This window comes from Glutamicibacter sp. (genome assembly GCF_032154645.1).
Classification (GTDB): Bacteria; Actinomycetota; Actinomycetes; order Actinomycetales; family Micrococcaceae; genus Glutamicibacter.
Genome location: NZ_JALDXV010000009.1, coordinates 102,701 through 123,064 on the forward strand (window position 1 = coordinate 102,701; position 20,364 = coordinate 123,064).

The 20,364-nt window shown below is 57.8% G+C and carries 24 protein-coding genes; 11 read left to right on the forward strand and 13 right to left on the reverse strand.

Going from position 1 to position 20,364, the window contains the following annotated elements; all coding sequences use genetic code 11:
* Positions 1-41: 41 nt before the first annotated feature.
* From RUH64_RS09865 to RUH64_RS09895, 7 genes are all read right to left on the reverse strand, one after another.
* Positions 42-1,541, reverse strand: a complete 1,500-nt coding sequence (locus tag RUH64_RS09865; protein ID WP_313813015.1) for a ParB N-terminal domain-containing protein — start codon at positions 1,539-1,541, stop codon at positions 42-44.
* 48 nt (positions 1,542-1,589) lie between these two features.
* Positions 1,590-1,814: a hypothetical protein gene (locus RUH64_RS09870; protein ID WP_313813016.1), complete on the reverse strand. Its 225-nt coding sequence runs from the start codon at positions 1,812-1,814 to the stop codon at positions 1,590-1,592.
* The gene (locus tag RUH64_RS09875; RefSeq protein WP_313813018.1) at positions 1,804-2,154 is read right to left on the reverse strand and encodes a hypothetical protein; all 351 of its coding nucleotides are present in this window, start codon (positions 2,152-2,154) and stop codon (positions 1,804-1,806) included. Before RUH64_RS09875 ends, RUH64_RS09870 begins: the two co-directional genes overlap by 11 nt.
* Entirely contained in the window at positions 2,151-2,579 is a 429-nt protein-coding gene (locus RUH64_RS09880) for a hypothetical protein (RefSeq protein WP_313813020.1), read from the reverse strand. The genes RUH64_RS09875 and RUH64_RS09880 overlap by 4 nt, the downstream gene beginning before the upstream one ends.
* Positions 2,580-2,827: 248 nt before the next feature.
* Positions 2,828-3,337, reverse strand: a complete 510-nt coding sequence (locus RUH64_RS09885; protein WP_313813022.1) for a helix-turn-helix transcriptional regulator — start codon at positions 3,335-3,337, stop codon at positions 2,828-2,830.
* Positions 3,334-3,501, reverse strand: a complete 168-nt coding sequence (locus tag RUH64_RS09890) for a hypothetical protein (protein WP_313813025.1) — start codon at positions 3,499-3,501, stop codon at positions 3,334-3,336. Before RUH64_RS09890 ends, RUH64_RS09885 begins: the two co-directional genes overlap by 4 nt.
* A complete protein-coding gene (locus tag RUH64_RS09895) occupies positions 3,498-3,953 on the reverse strand; it encodes a helix-turn-helix transcriptional regulator (RefSeq protein WP_313813027.1) in 456 nt (151 codons plus the stop codon). The genes RUH64_RS09890 and RUH64_RS09895 overlap by 4 nt, the downstream gene beginning before the upstream one ends.
* Positions 3,954-4,093: 140 nt before the next feature.
* Here RUH64_RS09895 and RUH64_RS09900 point away from each other — a divergent pair, with 140 nt between their 5' ends.
* The 10 genes from RUH64_RS09900 to RUH64_RS09945 all read left to right on the forward strand — a co-directional run bounded on the left by RUH64_RS09900 (position 4,094) and on the right by RUH64_RS09945 (position 11,109).
* Positions 4,094-4,714 carry a hypothetical protein gene (locus RUH64_RS09900; RefSeq protein WP_313813028.1) on the forward strand — a complete coding sequence of 207 codons (621 nt, stop codon included), beginning with the start codon at positions 4,094-4,096 and terminating at the stop codon, positions 4,712-4,714.
* Positions 4,714-6,135, forward strand: coding sequence for a ParB/RepB/Spo0J family partition protein (locus RUH64_RS09905; RefSeq protein ID WP_313813029.1), 1,422 nt, complete (start codon positions 4,714-4,716; stop codon positions 6,133-6,135). Before RUH64_RS09900 ends, RUH64_RS09905 begins: the two co-directional genes overlap by 1 nt.
* A 37-nt stretch (positions 6,136-6,172) precedes the next feature.
* Positions 6,173-7,045, forward strand: a complete 873-nt coding sequence (locus RUH64_RS09910; protein ID WP_313813030.1) for a DNA adenine methylase — start codon at positions 6,173-6,175, stop codon at positions 7,043-7,045.
* Between the two features lie 75 nt (positions 7,046-7,120).
* Positions 7,121-7,522: an ImmA/IrrE family metallo-endopeptidase gene (locus tag RUH64_RS09915; RefSeq protein WP_313813031.1), complete on the forward strand. Its 402-nt coding sequence runs from the start codon at positions 7,121-7,123 to the stop codon at positions 7,520-7,522.
* Between the two features lie 94 nt (positions 7,523-7,616).
* Positions 7,617-7,790, forward strand: coding sequence for a hypothetical protein (locus tag RUH64_RS09920; RefSeq protein WP_313813034.1), 174 nt, complete (start codon positions 7,617-7,619; stop codon positions 7,788-7,790).
* Entirely contained in the window at positions 7,787-9,226 is a 1,440-nt protein-coding gene (locus tag RUH64_RS09925) for a recombinase family protein (protein WP_313813037.1), read from the forward strand. The genes RUH64_RS09920 and RUH64_RS09925 overlap by 4 nt, the downstream gene beginning before the upstream one ends.
* Before the next feature lie 21 nt (positions 9,227-9,247).
* Positions 9,248-9,790, forward strand: a complete 543-nt coding sequence (locus RUH64_RS09930; protein WP_313813038.1) for a hypothetical protein — start codon at positions 9,248-9,250, stop codon at positions 9,788-9,790.
* A gap of 3 nt (positions 9,791-9,793) precedes the next feature.
* Entirely contained in the window at positions 9,794-10,192 is a 399-nt protein-coding gene (locus tag RUH64_RS09935; RefSeq protein WP_313813039.1) for a helix-turn-helix transcriptional regulator, read from the forward strand.
* 52 nt (positions 10,193-10,244) lie between these two features.
* Positions 10,245-10,652, forward strand: coding sequence for a VOC family protein (locus RUH64_RS09940; RefSeq protein ID WP_313813040.1), 408 nt, complete (start codon positions 10,245-10,247; stop codon positions 10,650-10,652).
* 10 nt (positions 10,653-10,662) lie between these two features.
* Complete coding sequence (locus RUH64_RS09945; RefSeq protein ID WP_313813041.1) at positions 10,663-11,109, forward strand: DUF1801 domain-containing protein; 447 nt, start codon at positions 10,663-10,665, stop codon at positions 11,107-11,109.
* Between the two features lie 47 nt (positions 11,110-11,156).
* Here the strand turns inward: RUH64_RS09945 and RUH64_RS09950 are convergent, their stop codons facing one another.
* Complete coding sequence (locus RUH64_RS09950; RefSeq protein WP_313813043.1) at positions 11,157-11,621, reverse strand: hypothetical protein; 465 nt, start codon at positions 11,619-11,621, stop codon at positions 11,157-11,159.
* Between the two features lie 241 nt (positions 11,622-11,862).
* Between RUH64_RS09950 and RUH64_RS09955 the strand changes: the two genes are divergently transcribed.
* A complete protein-coding gene (locus tag RUH64_RS09955; RefSeq protein ID WP_313813053.1) occupies positions 11,863-13,116 on the forward strand; it encodes an MFS transporter in 1,254 nt (417 codons plus the stop codon).
* A gap of 61 nt (positions 13,117-13,177) precedes the next feature.
* On the opposite strand, the gene RUH64_RS09960 is transcribed toward RUH64_RS09955, so the two are convergent.
* From RUH64_RS09960 to RUH64_RS09980, 5 genes are all read right to left on the reverse strand, one after another.
* Positions 13,178-15,691, reverse strand: a complete 2,514-nt coding sequence (locus tag RUH64_RS09960; RefSeq protein ID WP_313813044.1) for an ATP-dependent Clp protease ATP-binding subunit — start codon at positions 15,689-15,691, stop codon at positions 13,178-13,180.
* A 285-nt stretch (positions 15,692-15,976) separates the two neighbouring features.
* On the reverse strand, positions 15,977-16,360 hold the full coding sequence (locus RUH64_RS09965; RefSeq protein ID WP_313813045.1) for an Lsr2 family protein: 384 nt from the start codon (positions 16,358-16,360) through the stop codon (positions 15,977-15,979).
* Between the two features lie 73 nt (positions 16,361-16,433).
* Positions 16,434-16,601 carry a hypothetical protein gene (locus RUH64_RS09970; RefSeq protein WP_313813047.1) on the reverse strand — a complete coding sequence of 56 codons (168 nt, stop codon included), beginning with the start codon at positions 16,599-16,601 and terminating at the stop codon, positions 16,434-16,436.
* A gap of 5 nt (positions 16,602-16,606) precedes the next feature.
* On the reverse strand, positions 16,607-18,166 hold the full coding sequence (lysS, locus tag RUH64_RS09975; RefSeq protein ID WP_313813049.1) for a lysine--tRNA ligase: 1,560 nt from the start codon (positions 18,164-18,166) through the stop codon (positions 16,607-16,609).
* A 76-nt stretch (positions 18,167-18,242) separates the two neighbouring features.
* Positions 18,243-20,216 carry a M13-type metalloendopeptidase gene (locus tag RUH64_RS09980; protein WP_313813051.1) on the reverse strand — a complete coding sequence of 658 codons (1,974 nt, stop codon included), beginning with the start codon at positions 20,214-20,216 and terminating at the stop codon, positions 18,243-18,245.
* Between the last annotated feature and the right edge of the window lie 148 nt (positions 20,217-20,364).

Here is a 20,364-nt window from a genome sequence, read left to right on the forward strand (position 1 = left end):
AGCACGAACAGCCGGATCGCGGAAGTCGAATCCCCTGACCATTACGCAACCTCGCCATCAGTCGAAGCGCAGCCAGTGCAGATCTCCGCGCCGGTCGGCTCGAACGGTGAAGTGCCGCAGGACTTGCACACATCATCCGGAACCTCGACCAGGTCTAGTTCCCGGTTTCGCGCCGGCTCTTTGAGCGCCTGGTACTGCATGGCCTCGATCTCGTCCAGATCCAGCTCGTAGCCCAGCTGCTCCTGCAAAAACAGGTAGTACTGCCGACGACGCTTCCACGCAGACCCGTACTGCGGCTGCTCCCACTGAGAACGCTCGAAGCCCCTGAGCTTGCTCAGATCCTCCTCGGCATAAACCATGTTGCTGAACGCCAGCAGACGGCCAAGACCAGCCAACGACTGCTTAGCCAAATGCTTCGTCAGGTCTTCCGTCCAGCGTTCGTACGGATCCAGCTCGTCATCGGGGTTGTCCTCGTCCACGTAAGGGAACCCGACTGCGGGACCAAAAATGGTTTTGAGCGATTCTTCATATCGGAGGTTTGCGACGACCTGCTCCGCAATTGCACGCTTCGCGAAAGAGTCATCCGGCTTGACGGTCTGCAGCTTGTCCTGGATAAACGCCAGTCGGGTGCGCTGCACGATTGGCAGCATGCCATTGAGCTTGTCCTGGATCTTCTTGTCCAGCTTCTCTTCCTTGGACAGCTCAGGCTTAGCTTTCACCGCCTTGGCGTACCAAGTAGGCTCCGCGCTCTGGTAGCCGAAGTAGTAACGGGGCTTCGCAGCAACGTGCTCCTCATCAGTCATCTCGTCCTCGACCTTGGACCACTTGCTGCCATACTGCATGTCGTAGTCGCCCTCGACGGCGCCGAGCTCAACCAGCGCATCCTTACGCTTCGCCTTGAAGATCGAAATTTCAGTCTCAGCAATCACCCGCTCCACAGTCTCCACGCTGGCACCGTTGGTCATACCCTCGATGCGCTCAACAGCCCGCTCATACAGTCCAGGGACATCCGAATTCTCTTCAAGGTCCTGAAGGCGCTGCACAGCGTCCAGGCGGAGACGGCCAGAAGTGTAGGCCTTGGAAAGGGCGTCATCCTTCCGCGCCACCTTGGCGCGGGTACGGATCTCTGTGCGAGGCATCTTGAACTTCTTGCCGATGGTCGTCTCGTGCATGCCAAGATCGAGAAGGGTCTGAACGCCCTTGGAAACCTCGGCCTCGGTCAATGGGCGATGGTTACGGCCCGTGGTCAACATGGCCTCAACGTCAGCCCGCTGGCCGCGCTCCGGAGACGGATGAACCACGCAAGGGATCTCCGAAAGGCCAGCCTGGATACAGGCGGCGCGGCGGCGGTTTCCGTCCTGCACGACGTAATCTCCGGCGCGTTCTGGATGCGGGTAAACCAGCAGTGGGTTGATCAGGCCCATCTCTTTGATCTCAGCAGTCAACTGAGTCAGATCCCCCAGGTCTGCACGGATGTTGTCAGGGTGCTGGTGAATCGAGGAAGCCGCTAGGACTTCCAATCTGCCTTTGAAACTGGCCATAGAAAATACACCTCTAGTGTGAAAAGAAGAATGAAAAGAGAAAGGGGGTTATCCCTGCCGGGCTGCTTCAGCACGGAACGCAGCACGTTCGGCGGCGGCCCAGTCAGCGACAGCGCACACGCAGAGAACGCCGAAAACCATCATGACCAGGACCCACAGCCCGTTAGACAACGGCAATACGAAATACAGTGCGACAACCAGGGCAGCCAGTACCGGCAGCCAGATGAACCACATGCGGATGCCGTTTGCCTGTCGAATCTGATCAGCGTCCATCGTTTCCACCGCCAAACAATGAAGCAGCAGCGACTGGTTCGGGAAGCTGAATAAACGCGGTGATCTCGGCATACTTGATGCCATCAACGAACAGTGTTCCCACGCCATCGACTCCGAGTTCACGCATGGTTCCCTGGTCAACGATGACCTTGCGGCCCAGATACTTGCGGTTCGCCCAGGTCTGCACGACCTTCTGGATCTGCTTCGCACATTCAGCCTTTGGGTACTCGGTCCACTCCACATCGAACTTGTGCGATGCATGCTTGCCACGAGTCCGATTGAACGAACCAGCAACCTCGGGCGTAGGAATAATCAGAACTTTGCCCTTGACCCGGCTCATGGGTTGGCCTTTCTGGACTTCACGATCTGGCTCTCCAAGGGAGTGATCGCAACCTCCGACTTAGGCGACATGGCAGCATACTTGGCTGCGACCTCCGCGGCGTGGAGTAACTTGCTTATGCCGAAGTTCAGATCAGGAATCACCGGGCGGATCTCCACACACTTGATACCTCGGAACTTATCCATCTCATCGCGCAGCTCATCAAGCACTTCATCCAAGGCGTCAATGGTCGCGTCGGTATGATCCATGGCGCCCAGAATGTTTCCGGTCGCGTCGTAACCAGGCCAGCTCTTCAACGCATGCAACAGGTGCACGGCCTTGTCCTTCGCCCGATCGAAGGTTTCTTGACGGACCTGGCAAGCCTTAGCCTCCGCATTGGCTTCAGCTCCACGGCCGCCGTTATGACGGAAGTAGCGCTTAGCCACGCTGACCACGCCCTCTCAGACGAAGGATCAGCTCAACCAGGAGCATGAACAGAGCGGTCAGGAACCGCGCAACGTTATTCGCGATCACGCCGCCACCTCCGCGGGAGTGGCTTCGCGCTGACGCAAGTATTCTGCATACGTGCGAGCTGCATCAGCCAAGCACTCGTCTTCCGACTTCACCGGCACAGGCGATGCGCCTGCCCCAATTTGTGGGTTCGATACACTAGACATCGAAATCAGTCCTTTGCTTACCGTTCTGGATTATTGGTTTCGTCGCCCTCAGCAGTTGCCGCTGCTGGGGGCACTTCTTTTGTCATCGAGTCGATCTGCTCGACGATCACTCGGATTTCAGCGAGTGCTTCGACGGCCGTGAGTCGCTTCCTCGCTGGGATAGTTCCGGGAGACCAGAAGTCTTGGATCCGTTCAAGGTCTAAAGCCATGCAGATGATCGGGACTTCGTTCAGCCGAATCTCCCGCTCACCCCGCTCTACTTTCGAGAGCACGGACGTCGACCAGTAGAGGCCGAGGCCGCACAGTCGAGCAGCGAGCTGGGCCCGCGCAAGCTTCTTGGACTCACGCAAAGCCTTGAGTCGCCGACCAGGACCGAACTGCCGTTCATCATCGTGATTCTGAATGTGCCGATCGATGTCGTCGAAGTAGTTCTGTTCGACCTCCCAGTCCAGCTCGGTGAGATTTGGGCCGTTTGAGATGCCTACGTGGTAATCGCAGCCGATCTCCGGGCATTCATAAGAGCTCATGGCTTCCCTCCAAACTGCTTGTCGAAATCTTCCATCCAAACCGCAACATCATCGATGTACTTCAAGACCCGTTCAAGGTCTGCACGTGAGACAGTCACCTGATCGGCGAGTTCCTGCTCTTCAAGGTTGGTTTTGAGGTTGGTAACTGCTTGGTTGCTGCTCATGCAGCCCTCAGCTTCCCTGCACGTGAACCACGCTTCGGCGCGGTTGTTTGCGATGAAGTCCGTGGGCTTGGCGATTTTCGGGATCCAGCTTTCGAATGCTCTGGAACCTCTTCCAACTGTTCAATCTTTTCTTCCACTTTGGTCAAAAAAAGATCGTCCACTGCCACACCCAGAAACTTGGCAATACGCAATGCGGGCTCTGGCTTGCAAGTGTCTTCCAGCCCATTGCACATGCGATTGAAGTAGCTATGTGACGACCATCCAGCGGCTCGCGCCACATCGCGACGCGACACGTCCTGAATCTCAATCAATCGAAGGAGACGCTTTCGATCTTTGAGTTGCATCCAAAGATCCCCTAACCGAATCGGAAACTTTACGACCTTCACTGTATTACCTTTCTTTCCAAGTGTCCAGATAATCTTTACACGTGGTGCGCGTAGGTGTCCAGTCATTCTTTACAACTTTTCCTTAATCCGCGTGGATTCGGGCTTAATTGGAGCAAAAAAGCTAAAGTTCTTAGTGTCCACCCCTGCAAGCGTCCAAGTGTCCACGACGGTTGCGCGGGCGCCATCCACCGAGAAAGACTGTCGCCGTGAACGAATTGCACCCGCTCGGAGAGCTAATCCAGGCAGCGCAAGACAGGTACGGCTGGTCCACTCGCGACATGGAACGTGAGGCCGATAAGCATGGCCTACGCATGGCGCACTCAAACTTCTCTCGCTTGAAGCTGGAGCCCGTAGTTGCAATCAAGGCAACCCAGATCCAAGCCTTGGCAAAAGTACTTCGAATATCAGAGCAGACAGTGGCTCGGGCGGCTATCTCCAGCATGGGAGTAGACCTCGACGAGAAACTAGCCGATCCTGGCGATGCACTTCGTTCCGCAGCCGATCTTAGCGAGCGAGATAAGCGGATACTCCTGTCCGCCCTCACCGCTATGCGGCAAGAGGAAAGTAGCGACGATGCAAAGTCGAACACGCCAAAGCAAGCGCACATCGCCCCACGACTTCGAGCGGTGGAGCCTGACTCAGATCACCCTGGCAAGGAACAGAAGACAGAGCCGGAAGGCTTCAGCATTACCGAAATTCACGGCGCCGAAACAGCGAAGTATCCGGTGCCACCGATCGAGCAACTAGCCGCTCACCCGAAGGTGAAGACGACTCGGGAATGGCTCGACGAAACCACCGGCGAGCGCCAATCAGACAAGGACCAGTAATGACCACCGTTAAGGATAAATCCGTTCCCATTTCGAAATTGGATTTGGATCTCGATAACTACCGACTCGATGTTTCAGCGAGTAGCCAGTCCGAAGCTCTTGAATTGCTGATGGAAAGTTTTGGAGAAAGCATCGTTGGTCTAGCGCGAGACATCCATCAACGAGGAGAATTAAGTCCTATTGACCAAATGCTGGTACTGCCAGTTGATAATCGCTATGTCGTCCTCGAAGGTAATCGAAGGCTTTGCGCACTTCGATTGCTCAACCGCCCCAATTTGGCGCCTGAAAAGTACAGGAAAGTTTTCGAACGCCTGTCCAAGAAATACACACCAATAACGCGCGTACAGGCGAAAGTTATCGGTAATTTGCATGAAGCCTACGAGTGGATTGAGCTCAAACACAAGGGGCAGGGACAAGGTGAAGGTACAGTAACTTGGGGACCTAATGCCAAACGTAACTTCTTAGCAAGAAGCCAAGGAAAGATCACGTACATTCAAGCTATCGATAGCACCTTGCAGAAATGGTACAGCGATGATGCAGACTTTCAGGAAATGCTTCGTTCCATCCGGCATGGAGACCACCTCACGAACCTGGAACGTATATTGCAGGACCGATTCGTAAAGGATCAACTTGGTATTGAGTGGAGTAACGGATACCTGTCATTCAAATACTCACCAGAGGATCTACAACCATTCTTTGCCCGCGTGCTGTCATCTATAACCGGCGACCGAGGCGTTAATCAGGCATCATGGTCCAGAGCTTGGGCAACGGCTGGGGATCGGAAGACCTGGTTCTGCGCTCAGGACGATGTCTTGCCAGAATCGTCCAACCGCCTGAAGGAACCCATCACCATCAAAGGTGAAGTTCCCGATCGAGGGGAGCGGCCTGCGACCGACGGGAAATCCCCGAACAGGAAGCCTAGTACACCAAAACCAAAGAAGGAGGATTCGCGCCTCGACACGCGCGGATTCGCACCGCATGATAGATATCCACTCGCCGTCAGGGAGCTGTTCAATGAGATTCGCGACGTGGATTATTCGACTATTCCGAACATGACTCTTGATTCATTAAGATCACTTATTGAGAAGACCATTAAGGCATACGCACAGTTGCAGGGCGATCGTGTAAGAGGGCCAGAAAATCAGCGTTCCGGCAAGGAGGGATTTGCTCAGTTTGGCCACTGCATTTCTTGGCTTCAGGAACACTGTAAGCAATATCCGAGCCTGAAGGGGCACCTCACGCCCATCAGCGCGTTGACCACGAAACAAACCAAGTGGCCACGTACTGCCGATTATTTCAATGGCACTAATCACAACGACCAGTTCATGGCTGACAAAACAATGGTGCTTGAAGCATGGAATACATTCCATCCGGTGCTTCAAGACTTGCTAAATCGAGGTCCTGAGGCACCACCGGCCTAAGCTGGCCATCTCGAATCAAAGATTGAATAATAAGAACATGCGTTTCCTTTCTCCGCTCCGCTACCCAGGCGGCAAAGCCAAAATGGCCGACTTTTTTGCGCGCACGATTACAGCGCAATCTAACGTTGCAAACGTGTATGCGGAACCGTTTGCCGGCGGAGCTGGCGCAGCATTGAGGCTCCTCGACGATGGCGTTGTGGATCATATCGTCCTCAACGACAAGAACCCTGGAATCTATCAATTCTGGCAAAACGTCTATCACCGAACTGACAGGTTCGTTGATGAAATTCGTCGAACTGTTCCTAGCGTTGACGAATGGAGGGTCCACCGTGAAATCTATATGAACCCCACAGAAGCAGACCCATACGAACTAGGATTTGCAACGTTTTTCCTCAATCGCTGCAACCACTCCGGCATATTAAGTGCCCGGCCTATTGGCGGACTTGAACAAACGGGAAACTGGCTCATTGACGCTCGGTTCAAGCCAGATTATATGGCTAAGCGCATCGAGTACATAGCAGCTAGGCGCGACCAGGTAGAGCTACACAACATGGACGCACTGGACTTCATGACAGTTCTAGAATCAAAAAGCGACACGGTATTCGCTTATGTAGACCCACCTTACATTCAGCAGGGTGAGGAGCTGTACATGCAGCAGTTTGGCGACGAACAACATCTGAGCCTGTCCCAACGATTGGGCAAGACAGACCTTCAATGGGTATTGACCTACGACGACCATAAGTCCATCTCGGACGACTTGTACCTCGGTAGACGCTGCGCGGCATTCGGCATTGCACACACAGCTCAGAAGCAACACATCGGACGAGAATACATCGTATTCTCAGATGATCTTGTCATTCCAGATCTCCAAGTACTCCCCAATCGTGCGGCGGAGTATTTGGAGGCCTAGCACTCCTCTCCGACCCTTCATTTCGATTACCGGTTAAATTAGGCACAGCTATCAACTAGAACATATATTCGAATAATGCAGAATGTATGGGGCATGCTGCGCACACTCGCGCAGGTCGTAATAGTTTGGACCCGGCCACATCCGGAATTAGTCGCCGCCACTGATGGGCGGCATATATGGATCGACCCGAAGCTCACCAAGGCAGAGCGTCATTGCTTCCTCGCGCACGAGGCAATCCACATCAAACAAGGGCACGAGGGCTGTCAGACCGGCGCCATCGAACGGCAGGTCTGCCTGGAGACCGCCCAGTTCCTGGTGAGCTTCGAAGACCTGCAAAGCGTGGCCGGATGGTCCCGCAGCCCATGGGACATGGCAGAAGAACTTGGAGTCACCGAGCAGGTCGTCATCGACCGGCTGCAGACGCTGAGCGGCCCAGAGATTCAGACTCTCTGGCCGCCGAGCGACCATCACCCCTAGCAGGGTTATCCACAATCCGCCATCTCTTTAATTCATTAGCATCCGCGCACCTACACACTAGAAGATATCCACGATATTCACAGGAGTATCCACAATGAACTCGAATACAAACCCGACCATGAACCACGCTTCCGAATACCAGCTTCCTGCCACGGCTTTCGGCTGCACGCCCAGAGAGCCCACCGCCGAGGAAGACAACCTCCTCACCCTGCTCATTGCTCAACTCGACCTACTCACCCAGCCGCCACAAGGAGGGAAGCTGAAATGAACGCCCAGGATCGGCCGCGCGCTGTCCTCTACCTGCGCCAATCCATCGCCCGCGAAGAATCCATCAGCATGGAACTGCAGGAAGAGGCCGGCAGAAGGTACGCCGAGCAGCAAGGCTATGAAGTGATCGCCGTCGAAGCCGACGAAGGCATCAGCGGCCGGTCCTGGAAAACCCGCCCCGCGGTGCAACGCGTCATGACCATGATCGAGAACCGCGAAGCAGATGTGATCGTGCTCTGGAAGTGGAGCCGCCTTTCCCGCGCCCGCCTGGACTGGGCCATCGCGATCGACAAGGTCGAGTCCGCCGGCGGCCGCATCGAATCAGCCACCGAGCAAGTCGACGTCAGCACCAGCACCGGCCGCTTCGCCCGCGGCATGCTCGCCGAATTCGCAGCCTTCGAATCAGAACGCATCAGCGACACCTGGAAAGAAGCCCAAGCCCGCCGGCTAGCCAATGGACTACCCGTCAACGGACTGCCACGATTCGGATACCAGTACGACCCGGCCACCGGGTACACACCACACCCCAACGATGGTCCAGTACTGCGCGAATGCTACCTCCGCTATCTCCGAGGGGCGTCCTTCCGGCAGCTAACCGTCTACTTGCGTGGCGCCGCCGAGGTCCCCCACAGGCACCGCAGCAGCACCGGGATATGGCGCGTCAACTCGGTCATCCACATCTTGGATAACCCTTTCGCTGCCGGCCTGATCCGCCACAAAGACGAGCTCTACCAAGGCGCACACGAACCACTGATCAGCGCGGAAGAGTGGGCCGAGTACCAGGCACTGCGTAAGCAGCGGACAAGCACACGGACCCGGCAGAGCAGCAAGAACCAATCACCATTCAGCGTCTTGTCCATCTGCGTGGTCTGCCAAAACCGCTACTACGTCTCCGGACGCACCAGCAACGGAACGATCATGCTCAAATGCTCCGGCGTCAACTCACTCGGCGCCCACCGTGGAGCCAACATCATCGAGCACAAGATCGAAGCATCCTTCCTCAAATGGCTTACCGAGTACATACCCCGCATCAACCAACTCGCCGCCGACTACAAAGCCGACGAGACCCCGGCCACCGATACCGAAGCCAAGATCCGGCGAGCGCTCACCAAGGCTCAGGCGCGGCTTGATTCTCTGACCGCCAAGTATGTGGATGATGTAATCCCGAAGGAGTCGTATGTGCGGCTGCGCGATGAACAGACGGAGATCATCGATTCCTTGAATCGGCAGCTGGTCGAAGCGTCGCGGCCGAAGCGGAAGCCGCCAGAACTTGACCCGAAGCTGTTGGAAGACTGGCCCGAGATGCCCGTGGAAGTGAAGAAGCAGCTCGTGCACGACCTGGTGCTGCGGATTGAGATCTCCGAAGGATACGCACGCGACGTCAAGGGGGTTCACCGGAAGATTGATGTTGTGCCAAAATGGGCGGTGGATCATTGATTTCCTGCGGAAGTTGACCACTTGATAAGCGATAGGGGTTTAGACCAGTCCACAAACGTCTATGTTGCCCTCTTTGCCGTCCGCGAGCTGAATTTCTCGCTGGTCGCAGGCGGGTTGACCGCTGCGGTGGTGGGAATCGTCGGCGTCAGCGCACGCATCGGCTGGGGAAAGATGATGGCTCGCGGCGTATCGGCGCCCAAACTTCTGCTGCTGCTGGCGGTGCTCGCAATGGCCGGCGGCATCAGCTTTTTGGGGGCACAGCTGACCGGGTCGACCATCTTGTTGTGGACGGCGGTAGTGCTGCATGGCGCCTCTGCCCTAGGGGTGTCTGTGGTTCTCATGGCCGCATTGCTGCGTTCCATCCCGGCGAGCCGCATGGGTAGCTCCAGCGGTATTGTCACCGCTGGCCAATTCGGCGGTTTCACGGTCGGACCGTTGCTCATGGGGATGCTCATCAGTTCACCCGGAGGCTTCACCGCAGGGTGGATTGCCGTCATTTGCATCTACGCATCCTGCACCGCCCTGGGAATCTACCTGGTCCTGCGGGCCCGGTCGAGAGCATAGGTCATGGATCTTCAGGCGCTCAAGACCCTCGCCCACCTACGACGTGCGCGGGACCATATTGACCGCAGCTATGCCGAACCGCTGGATGTTCCGACGATGGCGCAGCAGGCGCTCATGTCTCCGGCCCACTTCTCCCGCGAATTCAAACGGGCCTATGGCGAAACCCCGCACTCCTACCTGCTCACCCGTCGCATCGAACGCGCGATGCACCTGCTGCGAGCGGGCATGAGCGTCACCGACACCTGCATGCAAGTAGGCTGGACATCGCTTGGTTCGTTCAGCGCCCGTTTCACAGAGGTAGTGGGTGAGTCTCCCTCTGCCTACCGGGAACGCGACCATGAGCAGACCGAGCAAATACCCTCGTGCATCGCCAAAATCCTGTTGCGGCCAGAACGTTTCTGATCCAGCAGTTTTGAAGAAGCCGCGCCGACGTGGCCGCTTCTAAGCTGGGTGCATGACAAACATTTCCGTTCAACATGTTCCGCTGATCGTCCTCGACGTCGATGAGGCGTTGCACTTCTACCGCGACGGCCTAGGCCTAAGCGTCCTCTCCGACGTCGCCAACGGCGACTTCCGCTGGGTATCTCTCGGTGTTCCGGGCCAGCCAGGGCTGAGCGTAGTGCTCTCCGCCCCGGGTGCGGGCCGTTCCGAAGAAGATGCGCAAATCATTGCCGAGCAGGTGGCCAAGGGCGCTTTCGGCCCGCTGGTATTCTCGGTTGCGGACCTCGATGCTGTCTTTGAGTCGTTGGCAGCCGGCGGCGCCGAGGTGCTTCAGGAACCAATAGTCCAGCCGTGGGGTCCGCGCGACTGCGCGTTCCGCGACCCTTCGGGCAATATGGTCCGTATCAATCAGGCAGCCTAAGGAGCAGATCATGGCAGATGACGAGCAGCAGGGATTCACCTCAGCTGAAAAGGCCGCGATGAAGGAACGAGCGGCGGAGGTCCGCGCACCGAAGAAGCGCATGACCAAGGCGGAGAAAGCGGCGGCCGCCCGGGCCGCGGTAGAAGAGAAGATCGCTTCCTATGAGGGCGCCGACCAGGAGATCGCACAGCGTCTGCACCGCATCATCACCACCACAGCTCCGGAGCTTGAACCCAAGACCTGGTACGGTATGCCTGCCTATGCCTTAGACGGCAGCATCCTCTGCTTCATTCAGGATGCAGCCAAGTTCGGAGCCAGATACTTGACCTTCGGATTCAACGATGCGGCGAAGCTTGACGACGGAACCCTGTGGGCTACATCGTTTGCCATCACCGCATTGGATGAGAAGCTCGAAGACCAGCTGGTGAAGCTCGTCGCCAAGGCTGTGGGGCGCTAGCATTCTCGTTCGGGCCGCCCCGGTTGTCACCGCGGGGCGGTCCGAGGCTATGTGCCCAGCGGCTCATCCTTCGCCCGTGGCAGCACCCCTACAAGGACCGATGCGGCGGCCGCGAAAGCTACAACCAGCGCCAACAGGCCGTACCCCAGCGAATGTGCATCCAGCGTCGTCGCTGGTCCCAGCGAAGCGAACAAGGTGGTCACGGCCAGGGCGATCACCGCATAACCTGCACCAAGAAGGCACACCACGATCGATTTCGTGCCGGCGAACCAATGCCCCAATGCCGTGAAGTCCAGGCAGGTCCAAGCCCCCACGCCGAAACACGTCAATGCGACGGCCGCCATGACCCCGACGACGATTCCCGGCGGAGCATAACCAACGCCGTGGGCCCCTACCTGCCGCACAACCCCTTTCGGCAGCTGCGAAGCCAGTGCAAAGTACAGCAACCCAAGTACGAGAAATGCCGATAGCGGGCCCGCCAATAGGATATTAATTTTCTGCCGTCTAGACATACTTTCCACATTATGCCTTTGTCCCGCCTCATGCCATACCTCGATGCGTTCGGCTCAGCGTTAAGCAAGTGTGACCGTGAAGCGCCCCAGGAGCCCGCATCCATTTTGGTTCGCTTTTTCCGCAAAACACCGCTGAATAATTTGCTTCAAACCACTGCCGTGCTTGCACCCCGGTGCTGAATTCGGCACGCCGTTTTGGCAAGATGACAACCAACTGCGAACCGAGGGTGTAGAAGTGAAGATGCAGCGTTTGGACCAGTCGTTGGCCGTCCTGAAGAACCAGCAGTTTCGCAGCTTCTGGATCGGGCGCGTCGTTTCTTCGCTCGGTTCTACCGCAGCGCCTGTGGCTATCGCCTTTGCAGCCCTTGATGCCGGGGGCGGAGCCCCATGGCTGGGCCTGATCCTTGCGCTGAATGTGGCGCCTCAGGTCCTGCTGCTGTTGGCAGGAGGCGTGCTTGGGGACCGGGTCAGCAGGGACACAATCATGATCGCCTGCAACCTCGTTTCAGGTACGGTCCAGGCTGTCCTCGCACTCTTGCTGCTCCTTGGAGCCGCCCCGCTGTGGACGCTCGCGCTCTCAGTGCTTCTCATGGGTAGCGCTACCGCCTTTTTCCAACCTGCTTCGCAGGGGTCCATTGCACAACTCGTTCCCGACGAACAGCGGGTACCTGCCAATGCGGTGTTGAGACTCCCGCTGAACGCTGCGCGTGTTTTGGGTCCGGCACTGGGCGGCGTGCTGGTGGCAGTATTCGAACCGGGTTGGGCTCTGGTCTGCAACGCAGCATGCTTCCTGTTATCCGTCTTCTTTCTCACCTCTATCAAGCTGCCCGCTCCCCTTCCCGCCAAGGAATCTGTCTTTGCATCTCTTAAAGCAGGATTCAGCCATTTCAAGGCTCGGCGCTGGTACATGGTGATGGTAGCGCAGTCGACGGTCACGGTCATGATGTGGCTCGTGGGATTCCAGCTGTTTGGCCCTGTCATCTCGGATCTTCACCTAGGCGGCGCGGCGGCGTGGGGCGTGATCGGTGCGGGCTTCGCCGCAGGACTTGTGGGTGGATCGCTGATCGCTGTGGCTGCACGACCTCGGCGCGTTGGGCTGACGGTGTCCCTGTGTCTGGCAGTCCAGTCACTGCCCCTGGCGGCCCTAGCACTCGCCGCGCCGCTCTGGGCGGAAGTAGTCTGCGTCGTGGCCGCAGGCGTGGCCTTGGATCTTTCGATTGTCAGCTGGTCCGCGTTCTTTCAGGAGCAGATCCCGCAACAACTGCAGTCGCGGCTTTCTTCGATCAGCACCTTCGGGCAGCTGCTTCCGGTCCCGCTCGGCTATCTAGCCTTCGGTCTGCTCAGCGATGAAGTCAGCAGCGGCGTTCTCGTGGGCGTGATGGCGGCGATACTGCTACTTGCCGCGTTGGCGCCGCTGCTGCTGCCATCGATTCGCGCACTGCGTCTGGGCAAACCGGCAGATGAATTTTCCGAGCTCGAAGATGCCGCTGCTTAACGACGAAGAGAGCTGGTTTCGGAGGAATCCGAGACCAGCTCTCTTCGTTTATTGCTAGCTCTTAGCCTTCAAGCGCCGCCGGAGCAGGCTCGCCTTCCAGCTGACCGGTGCCGCCCTCAGCGCGGAAGACGAACTTCTGGTTCTCCCCCTCGCCTTCGACGTCCACGGTGACCTTCTGGCCCGTGACGATCTGGCCGAAGAGGATGCGCTCGGAGAGCTGGTCCTCGATATCGCGCTGGATCGTGCGACGCAGTGGACGGGCACCCATGGCTGGGTCGTAGCCACGCTGTGCCAGCAGGCTGCGGGCCGCGGCCGACAGTTCGATCTCGATGCCGCGCTCGTCCAGACGCTTGCGCAGGCGGCCGATGAACAGGTCGACGATCTCCTCGATCTCTTCCTGGCTCAGCTGTGGGAAGACCACAATGTCATCTACACGGTTCAGGAACTCTGGGCGGAAGTGCTGACGCAGTTCTTCCTGCACCTTGGCCTGCATGCGCTCGTACCCGGTGCGGGTATCCGCGGAGGCCTGGAAGCCGGTCATGACACCCTTGGAGATGTCGCGGGTACCCAGGTTCGTGGTCATGATGATGATGGTGTTCTTGAAGTCCACCACACGGCCCTGGGAGTCGGTCAAGCGGCCGTCTTCCAGGATCTGCAGCAGCGAGTTGAACAAGTCGGCGTGCGCCTTTTCAACCTCGTCGAAGAGCACGACGGAGAAGGGACGACGGCGGACCTTCTCGGTCAGCTGGCCGCCTTCTTCGTAGCCTACATAGCCTGGAGGGGCACCGAAGAGTCGGGAAACGGTGTGCTTCTCCGAGTACTCGGACATATCCAGGGTGATCAGTGCGTCTTCTTCGCCGAAGAGGAACTCTGCCAGCGCCTTGGCCAGCTCGGTCTTGCCGACGCCGGTCGGGCCAGCGAAGATGAACGAGCCGCCCGGGCGGTTTGGATCCTTCAGGCCTGCACGGGTGCGGCGGATTGCCTGGGAGATGGCCTTGATAGCCGAATCCTGGCCGATCACACGCTTGTGCAGTTCGGCTTCCATGTTCAGCAGGCGCGAGGACTCTTCCTCGGTCAGCTTCACTACCGGGATGCCGGTGGAGTTGGCCAGAACCTCGGCGATGAGCTCCTCGGTGACCTCGGAGACTTCGTCCAGGTCGCCGTTGCGCCAGGCCTTTTCCTTGTCATTGCGGGCCTCGATGAGCTTAGACTCCTTATCGCGCAGCGATGCTGCACCTTCGAAGTCCTGCGCGTCGATCGCCGCTTCCTTCTCAAGGCGGACGGTGGCGATTTCCTCGTCCATCTCCTTCAGGGCAGGAGGCGCGGTCATGCGCTGGATGCGCAGGCGGGCGCCTGCCTCATCGATCAGGTCCACTGCCTTGTCAGGCAGGAAGCGGTCGGAGATGTAGCGGTGGGCCAGCTGGGCTGCAGCCTGCAGCGCGCCGTCGGTGATGGTCACACGGTGGTGCGCCTCGTAGCGGTCGCGCAGGCCACGCAGGATCTGCGTGGTCAGCTCCACCGAAGGCTCCTTGACCTGAATAGGCTGGAAACGGCGCTCGAGGGCCGCGTCCTTCTCAATGTTCTTGCGGTACTCGTCCAGCGTGGTTGCACCGATGGTCTGCAGCTCGCCGCGAGCCAGCATTGGCTTCAGAATCGAGGCGGCATCGATGGCGCCCTCAGCGGCACCGGCACCCACGAGGGTGTGGATCTCGTCGATGAACAGGATGATGTCGCCGCGGGTGCGGATTTCCTTAAGGACCTTCTTCAGGCGTTCCTCAAAGTCGCCGCGGTAGCGGGAGCCTGCCACCAGCGAACCGAGGTCCAGGGTGTACAGCTGCTTGTCCTTGATGGTCTCCGGAACATCACCGCGCACGATTGCCTGGGCCAGACCTTCGACGACGGCGGTCTTGCCGACGCCGGGCTCGCCGATCAGAACAGGGTTGTTCTTGGTGCGGCGGGAGAGGACCTGCATGACGCGTTCCATCTCGTGCTCACGGCCGATGACCGGGTCGAGCTTGCCTTCTCGTGCCGCTGCGGTCAGATTGCGGCCGAACTGGTCCAGCACTGCAGAACCAGCCGGTGCACCTTCCTGCTGACCTCCGGAGCCGACTCCGGCAGAGGCGGTTTCCTTGCCACCCTGGTAGCCGGACAGCAACTGGATGACCTGCTGGCGTACACGGCCAAGGTCTGCGCCGAGCTTGACCAGCACCTGGGCTGCCACGCCTTCGCCTTCACGGATCAGACCGAGCAGGATGTGCTCGGTGCCAATGTAGTTGTGGCCCAGCTGCAGAGCTTCACGCAGTGAAAGCTCCAAAACCTTCTTGGCGCGAGGAGTGAACGGGATATGACCGGAAGGCGCCTGCTGGCCCTTGCCGATAATCTCCTGAACCTGCTCACGAACGGCTCCCAACGAAATGTTCAGCGACTCGAGCGCCTTGGCGGCTACTCCGTCACCTTCGTGGATTAGACCGAGCAGCAGGTGCTCGGTGCCGATGTAATTGTGGTTGAGCATGCGCGCCTCTTCTTGGGCGAGCACGACAACTCGACGGGCACGGTCGGTAAATCTCTCAAACATCTTCGGCACACTCCTTGCTTACCAATAGTTCGATGCTACGCACACGAGCCGTGCAATTCTGCCTTGTTCGCCACGGGGATAACCGACAGCACTTACTTCACAGATGCTTCATAACTTTTCGGAAGGATTTACTCCAATATTCAATCGTTAATTTGTGTACCAACATTTCTATTTGTACGCCAACTAAATTGTCACGCTAATTATCATTTATCTAATTAACGCACAAAGGGCCGGTACATTATCTGTACCGACCCTTTGTGTGGAGGCTACTCCAAAGCGCAATAATTACTTTGCGCGGTTACGGCCACCCTTGCGCATTGCCGCGTTGTAGGCGTCAACGACCTCGGCGTTTAGTCGACCGCGAGCATTAACCTTGATGTTATTCTCCTTGGCCCATGAACGAATTGCAGGAGCTTCGCTCGCTGCAGTCTGCTTGGAAGAACGCGCTGCCTCGATATAAGGCTCAAGAGTCGCGTGGAACTGCGCTGCATGCTCATCGTTCAAATCGATCTCAAAATGCTGACCAGCAATGCTGAATGCAATTGATTCGGATGCTTCGCTGCCATCAATATCGTCAATCAGGGCAATTTGAACCTGACGTGCCATTTGAGAATTCCCTCCGGCTTGAATGTCGTGAGGAGTCACCGGAAGTGACATCCGCATTTTCATTGCTCAAGTATAGGCTTTATAACGAAGCAATTCGAATTCAAACTATAATTCCCAAGGAATTATCAGGAAAAGCTTATTTCTCTCTTGAACTTGTATCAGGATGAACTCGCTGTGCAATTAATGCATCAGCTTCTGCTTCAGCTTGGCGTTCTTTGCGGTCCGCATTCGAAATGCCTTTAATGACATACCAGAAAAGCAATGCGAGAGCGATGCTCGGTACAAGTGCTTCTATATATGGCATGGAATTTATGCCTCCGGCTTGAGTAGTGGGAATAGAATCGTTTCTCGAATACCAACGTTAGTAAATAGCATGACCAGTCGGTCAATGCCCAAACCAATTCCGCCCATTGGCGGGGCACCGTATTCCAAAGCACGCAGGAAGTCTTCGTCCAGCTGCATTGCTTCTGGGTCGCCGCCGGCGGCCATCAGCGACTGCTCGGTCAAACGTTCACGCTGAATGACTGGGTCGATCAGCTCCGAGAACGCGGTGCCGCGTTCCATGCCGCCGATGATCAAGTCCCAGGCTTCGATGACTCCGGGCTTCGAACGGTGCGGGCGAGCCAGCGGCTGGGCCAGCGGCGGGTAGTCGCACACGAAGGTCGGGTCGATCAGGGTTGGCTCGACGATTTCGCCGAAGAGTTCGATGACCAGCTTTTGGGCGCCCCAGGCCGGGTCAAACTTCACCTCATGCTTTTCAGCGATTTCACGCAGTACCGCAGCATCGGTTTCAGGGGTGATTTCGACGCCCACAGCCTCGGACAGGCCAGGGTAGACGCTGATCCATCGCCATTCGCCGTCAAGGTTGATGGTGCCCTTGGCCGTTTCAATGGTGCGGCCGGCTCCGATGGCGTCGGCCGCGTTCAGGATAATCTCCTGGATGCGTTCTGCCATAACGTACTGGTCTGCATAGGCTTCGTAGCACTCGAGCGTGGTGAATTCCGGCGAGTGGGTCGAATCGACGCCCTCGTTGCGGAAAATGCGTCCGACCTCGAACACGCGGTCGACGCCGCCGACGACGCAGCGCTTGAGGTACAGCTCGGTAGCGATGCGCAGGGTCATTTCCTGGTCGAAGGCGTTCAGATGGGTCTTGAACGGTCGTGCCGAGGCTCCGCCGTGGACCAGCTGCAGCATCGGGGTTTCCACCTCGACATAGCTGTGCGACTCAAGCGTGTTGCGCACCGCACGGACGATGGCCGCACGCTTGTAAACCATCTCACGGGCTTCGTTGCGCACGATTAGGTCGGCATAGCGCTGACGCACACGGGTTTCCTCGTTCAGGTCGGCGTGCAGCACCGGGAGCGGGCGCAGTGCCTTGGAGGCCATCTGGAAGGAGTCCGCCATGACGGACAGCTCACCGCGGCGCGAGGAAATGACCTTGCCGGTAACGAGTACGTGGTCGCCCAGGTCGACCAGCGACTTCCACTCTGCCAGACGCTCTTCGCCGACGTTGGCCAGCGAAAGCATGACCTGCAGGCGGGTGCCGGTGCCCTTGGGCCCGCCTTCCTGCAGGGTGGCGAAGCACAGTTTGCCGGTATTGCGCATGAAAACAATGCGGCCAGCGATGCCCACGACGTCGTCGGTTTCTTCGCCCGCTTCCAGGTGCGCGTACTTCTCGCGGACCTCCTGCAGCGAATGGGTGCGGGCAATGCCCACTGGGTAGGCTTCCTCGCCCTTGGCCAGCAGCTGGTTGCGCTTATCGGTGCGGACCTGTCGCTGGTCGTTCGGATCAGGGGTCTGTGCGGAATTATTTTCGGAAGTCACAATATCCCATTCTACGTTGGTTTTATGCGGTTTCCAGTCGAGCATGACCAGACTTACATCGCGGGGCTAATTAACCGAAAAGGTGCGGCAGGTTTCACACCTGCCGCACCTTTGACTGCGATTACCAGATCACTACGCGCTCATCGGGCTCGAGCCACATGCCGTCTCCCGGCTTGGTGTCGAATGCCGCGTGGAATGCGTCGAGGTTCTTTGGAACCTGGTTGCAGCGGAATTCGCCCGGAGCGTGCGGGTCGGTAGTCACCCGGACCACTGCTGTCTCCGGACGGATCAGGGTGCGCCAGCATTCAGCCCATGAGTAGAAGAAGCGCTGGTCTCCGGTGACGCCGTCGATCACTTCGTCTTCGATGATGCCGTTGGCTGCAAGCTCGAGCTTGTAGGCCTTGTAGGCGATGCCTAGTCCACCCAGATCGCCGATGTTCTCGCCAAGGGTTAGCGCGCCGTTGACATGATGCTCCGGCGCCTCGGTAGGAGACAGTGCGTTGTACTGTTCGACCAGTTTGCCGGTCAGCTTCTCGAAGGCTTCGCGGTCCTCGTCCGTCCACCAGTTGGTCAGCTGTCCGCTGCCGTCGTACTGCGACCCCTGGTCGTCGAAGCCGTGACCGATTTCGTGGCCGATCACGGCGCCGATGCCACCGAAGTTCGAGGCAATATCGCGGTCCACGTCGAAGAACGGAGGGCGCAGGATGGCTGCAGGGAAGGCGATCTCGTTGAGCAGCGGATGGTAGTAGGCATTGACAGTTTGCGGGTACATGAACCACAGCTCGCGGTCCACACCGTCGTCGATCTTCTTCAGTTCACGCTTGAACTCGAACTCATTGGCCGCCGCACGATTGGCGATGACGTCCAGCGGATCGGTGTCAATGGAGGAGTAATCGATCCACTGGTTCGGGTAGCCGATCTTCGGGCGGAACTTGGAGAGCTTGTCCAGTGCCTTTTCGATGGTGTCCGAACCCATCCACGGAAGGTTGCTGATCGAGATCCGGTAGGCCTCGATCAGGCGCTGCACCAGTGCATCCATCGCGGTCTTAGCTTCCGGCGGGAAGTTCTTGGCAATGTACAGCTGGCCCAAGTCTTCACCGACGGCGCCCTCGGTAAAGGTCACACCGCGCTTCCAACGGTCCTTCAGCTTCTCCACACCACCGAGTTTTGCAGAGTAGAAAGCGAAGTTTTCATTGACGAAGGCGCTGGAGAGGTACGGCGCGAAGGAACGCAGCACCTGAACGGTCAACCAGTTCTTCCATGCCTGCAGCGGCTGCTCGTTCAGCAAGGAAGATAAGCCCTGTAGGTAGCTTGGCTGCCATACGACGACCTCGCCAAAGTATTTCTCTTCGATACCGGCCCCTGCAAGCCAGGTGCGCAGTCCCGGGATCAGTTCGAACAGCGCTTCACCCTCGAGCAGGTTGTAGCGCGCCTGTGCATCACGCACCTTCACTCGATCCCAGTGGTGAGAGCCGATCGCTGTCTCGAGGTCCACGACAGACGCGGCCGCTGCCTCCGCATCGGCTACACCTCCCAGTGCCAACAAACGAGTCAAGTGCGCACGGTAGTCGGCCACTGTCTGGGAGAACTGCTCTTCACGGTAGTAGGACTCGTCTGGCAGGCCCAGACCTGCCTGCAGGAAGGTCAGGAGATTGCGCTCGGGGTCGCCCGCATCATTCATTGCTCCGATGTCGACGAAGCCGCTGATGCCCTTGCGGTAGAACGAGCCAGAAAGCTGCAGAAGCCCCTCGAGATCATTGATTTCGTTGATGGCGTTAAGGTAACCGGCAACAGGTGCAGCACCACGTTCTTCGATAATCTCTTCATTCATAAATGAGCCATAGAGGTGAGCGATGCGTCGCGTCGCTTCCGAGACTTCTGCGCCGGAATCTAGAGTTGCAACTGCGTCGGTGATCAGCTCGTGTACTGCTTCTTCAGCCTGGTCGCGCAGTTCCATGAACGACCCATAGATACCCTGATCGCTTGGAATCGTGGCAGTTTCGAACCACTTGCCATTGCTGTGGCGGTACAGGTCGTCCTGGGGTCGAATTGAATCATCCCGGTATTGCAGTGCATTAGTGGTCTCGGCAGTCATGGAAAACCCCTTAGTAGAAGAAGAGATTGTATCTACTAAATACTGTAATCAGTTCTGCCCCGAATAGGCTGGCTCGAGCAGTCTATCCACTGTCGGCTTAAACGGGTGAGGCTCCAACACACTGTGTTAGAGCCTCAAACCACATTAG

Coding starts and splice junctions, on each gene's coding strand:
- RUH64_RS09865 (WP_313813015.1), bottom strand. CDS start 1,541: ATGGCCAGTTTCAAAGGCAGATTGGAAGTCCTAGCGGCTTCCTCGATT.
- RUH64_RS09870 (WP_313813016.1), bottom strand. CDS start 1,814: ATGGACGCTGATCAGATTCGACAGGCAAACGGCATCCGCATGTGGTTC.
- RUH64_RS09875 (WP_313813018.1), bottom strand. CDS start 2,154: ATGAGCCGGGTCAAGGGCAAAGTTCTGATTATTCCTACGCCCGAGGTT.
- RUH64_RS09885 (WP_313813022.1), bottom strand. CDS start 3,337: ATGAGCTCTTATGAATGCCCGGAGATCGGCTGCGATTACCACGTAGGC.
- RUH64_RS09890 (WP_313813025.1), bottom strand. CDS start 3,501: ATGAGCAGCAACCAAGCAGTTACCAACCTCAAAACCAACCTTGAAGAG.
- RUH64_RS09895 (WP_313813027.1), bottom strand. CDS start 3,953: ATGACTGGACACCTACGCGCACCACGTGTAAAGATTATCTGGACACTT.
- RUH64_RS09905 (WP_313813029.1), top strand. CDS start 4,714: ATGACCACCGTTAAGGATAAATCCGTTCCCATTTCGAAATTGGATTTG.
- RUH64_RS09910 (WP_313813030.1), top strand. CDS start 6,173: ATGCGTTTCCTTTCTCCGCTCCGCTACCCAGGCGGCAAAGCCAAAATG.
- RUH64_RS09915 (WP_313813031.1), top strand. CDS start 7,121: ATGCAGAATGTATGGGGCATGCTGCGCACACTCGCGCAGGTCGTAATA.
- RUH64_RS09920 (WP_313813034.1), top strand. CDS start 7,617: ATGAACTCGAATACAAACCCGACCATGAACCACGCTTCCGAATACCAG.
- RUH64_RS09925 (WP_313813037.1), top strand. CDS start 7,787: ATGAACGCCCAGGATCGGCCGCGCGCTGTCCTCTACCTGCGCCAATCC.
- RUH64_RS09935 (WP_313813039.1), top strand. CDS start 9,794: ATGGATCTTCAGGCGCTCAAGACCCTCGCCCACCTACGACGTGCGCGG.
- RUH64_RS09940 (WP_313813040.1), top strand. CDS start 10,245: ATGACAAACATTTCCGTTCAACATGTTCCGCTGATCGTCCTCGACGTC.
- RUH64_RS09945 (WP_313813041.1), top strand. CDS start 10,663: ATGGCAGATGACGAGCAGCAGGGATTCACCTCAGCTGAAAAGGCCGCG.
- RUH64_RS09950 (WP_313813043.1), bottom strand. CDS start 11,621: ATGTCTAGACGGCAGAAAATTAATATCCTATTGGCGGGCCCGCTATCG.
- RUH64_RS09955 (WP_313813053.1), top strand. CDS start 11,863: ATGCAGCGTTTGGACCAGTCGTTGGCCGTCCTGAAGAACCAGCAGTTT.
- RUH64_RS09960 (WP_313813044.1), bottom strand. CDS start 15,691: ATGTTTGAGAGATTTACCGACCGTGCCCGTCGAGTTGTCGTGCTCGCC.
- RUH64_RS09965 (WP_313813045.1), bottom strand. CDS start 16,360: ATGAAAATGCGGATGTCACTTCCGGTGACTCCTCACGACATTCAAGCC.
- RUH64_RS09970 (WP_313813047.1), bottom strand. CDS start 16,601: ATGCCATATATAGAAGCACTTGTACCGAGCATCGCTCTCGCATTGCTT.
- lysS (WP_313813049.1), bottom strand. CDS start 18,166: ATGCTCGACTGGAAACCGCATAAAACCAACGTAGAATGGGATATTGTG.
- RUH64_RS09980 (WP_313813051.1), bottom strand. CDS start 20,216: ATGACTGCCGAGACCACTAATGCACTGCAATACCGGGATGATTCAATT.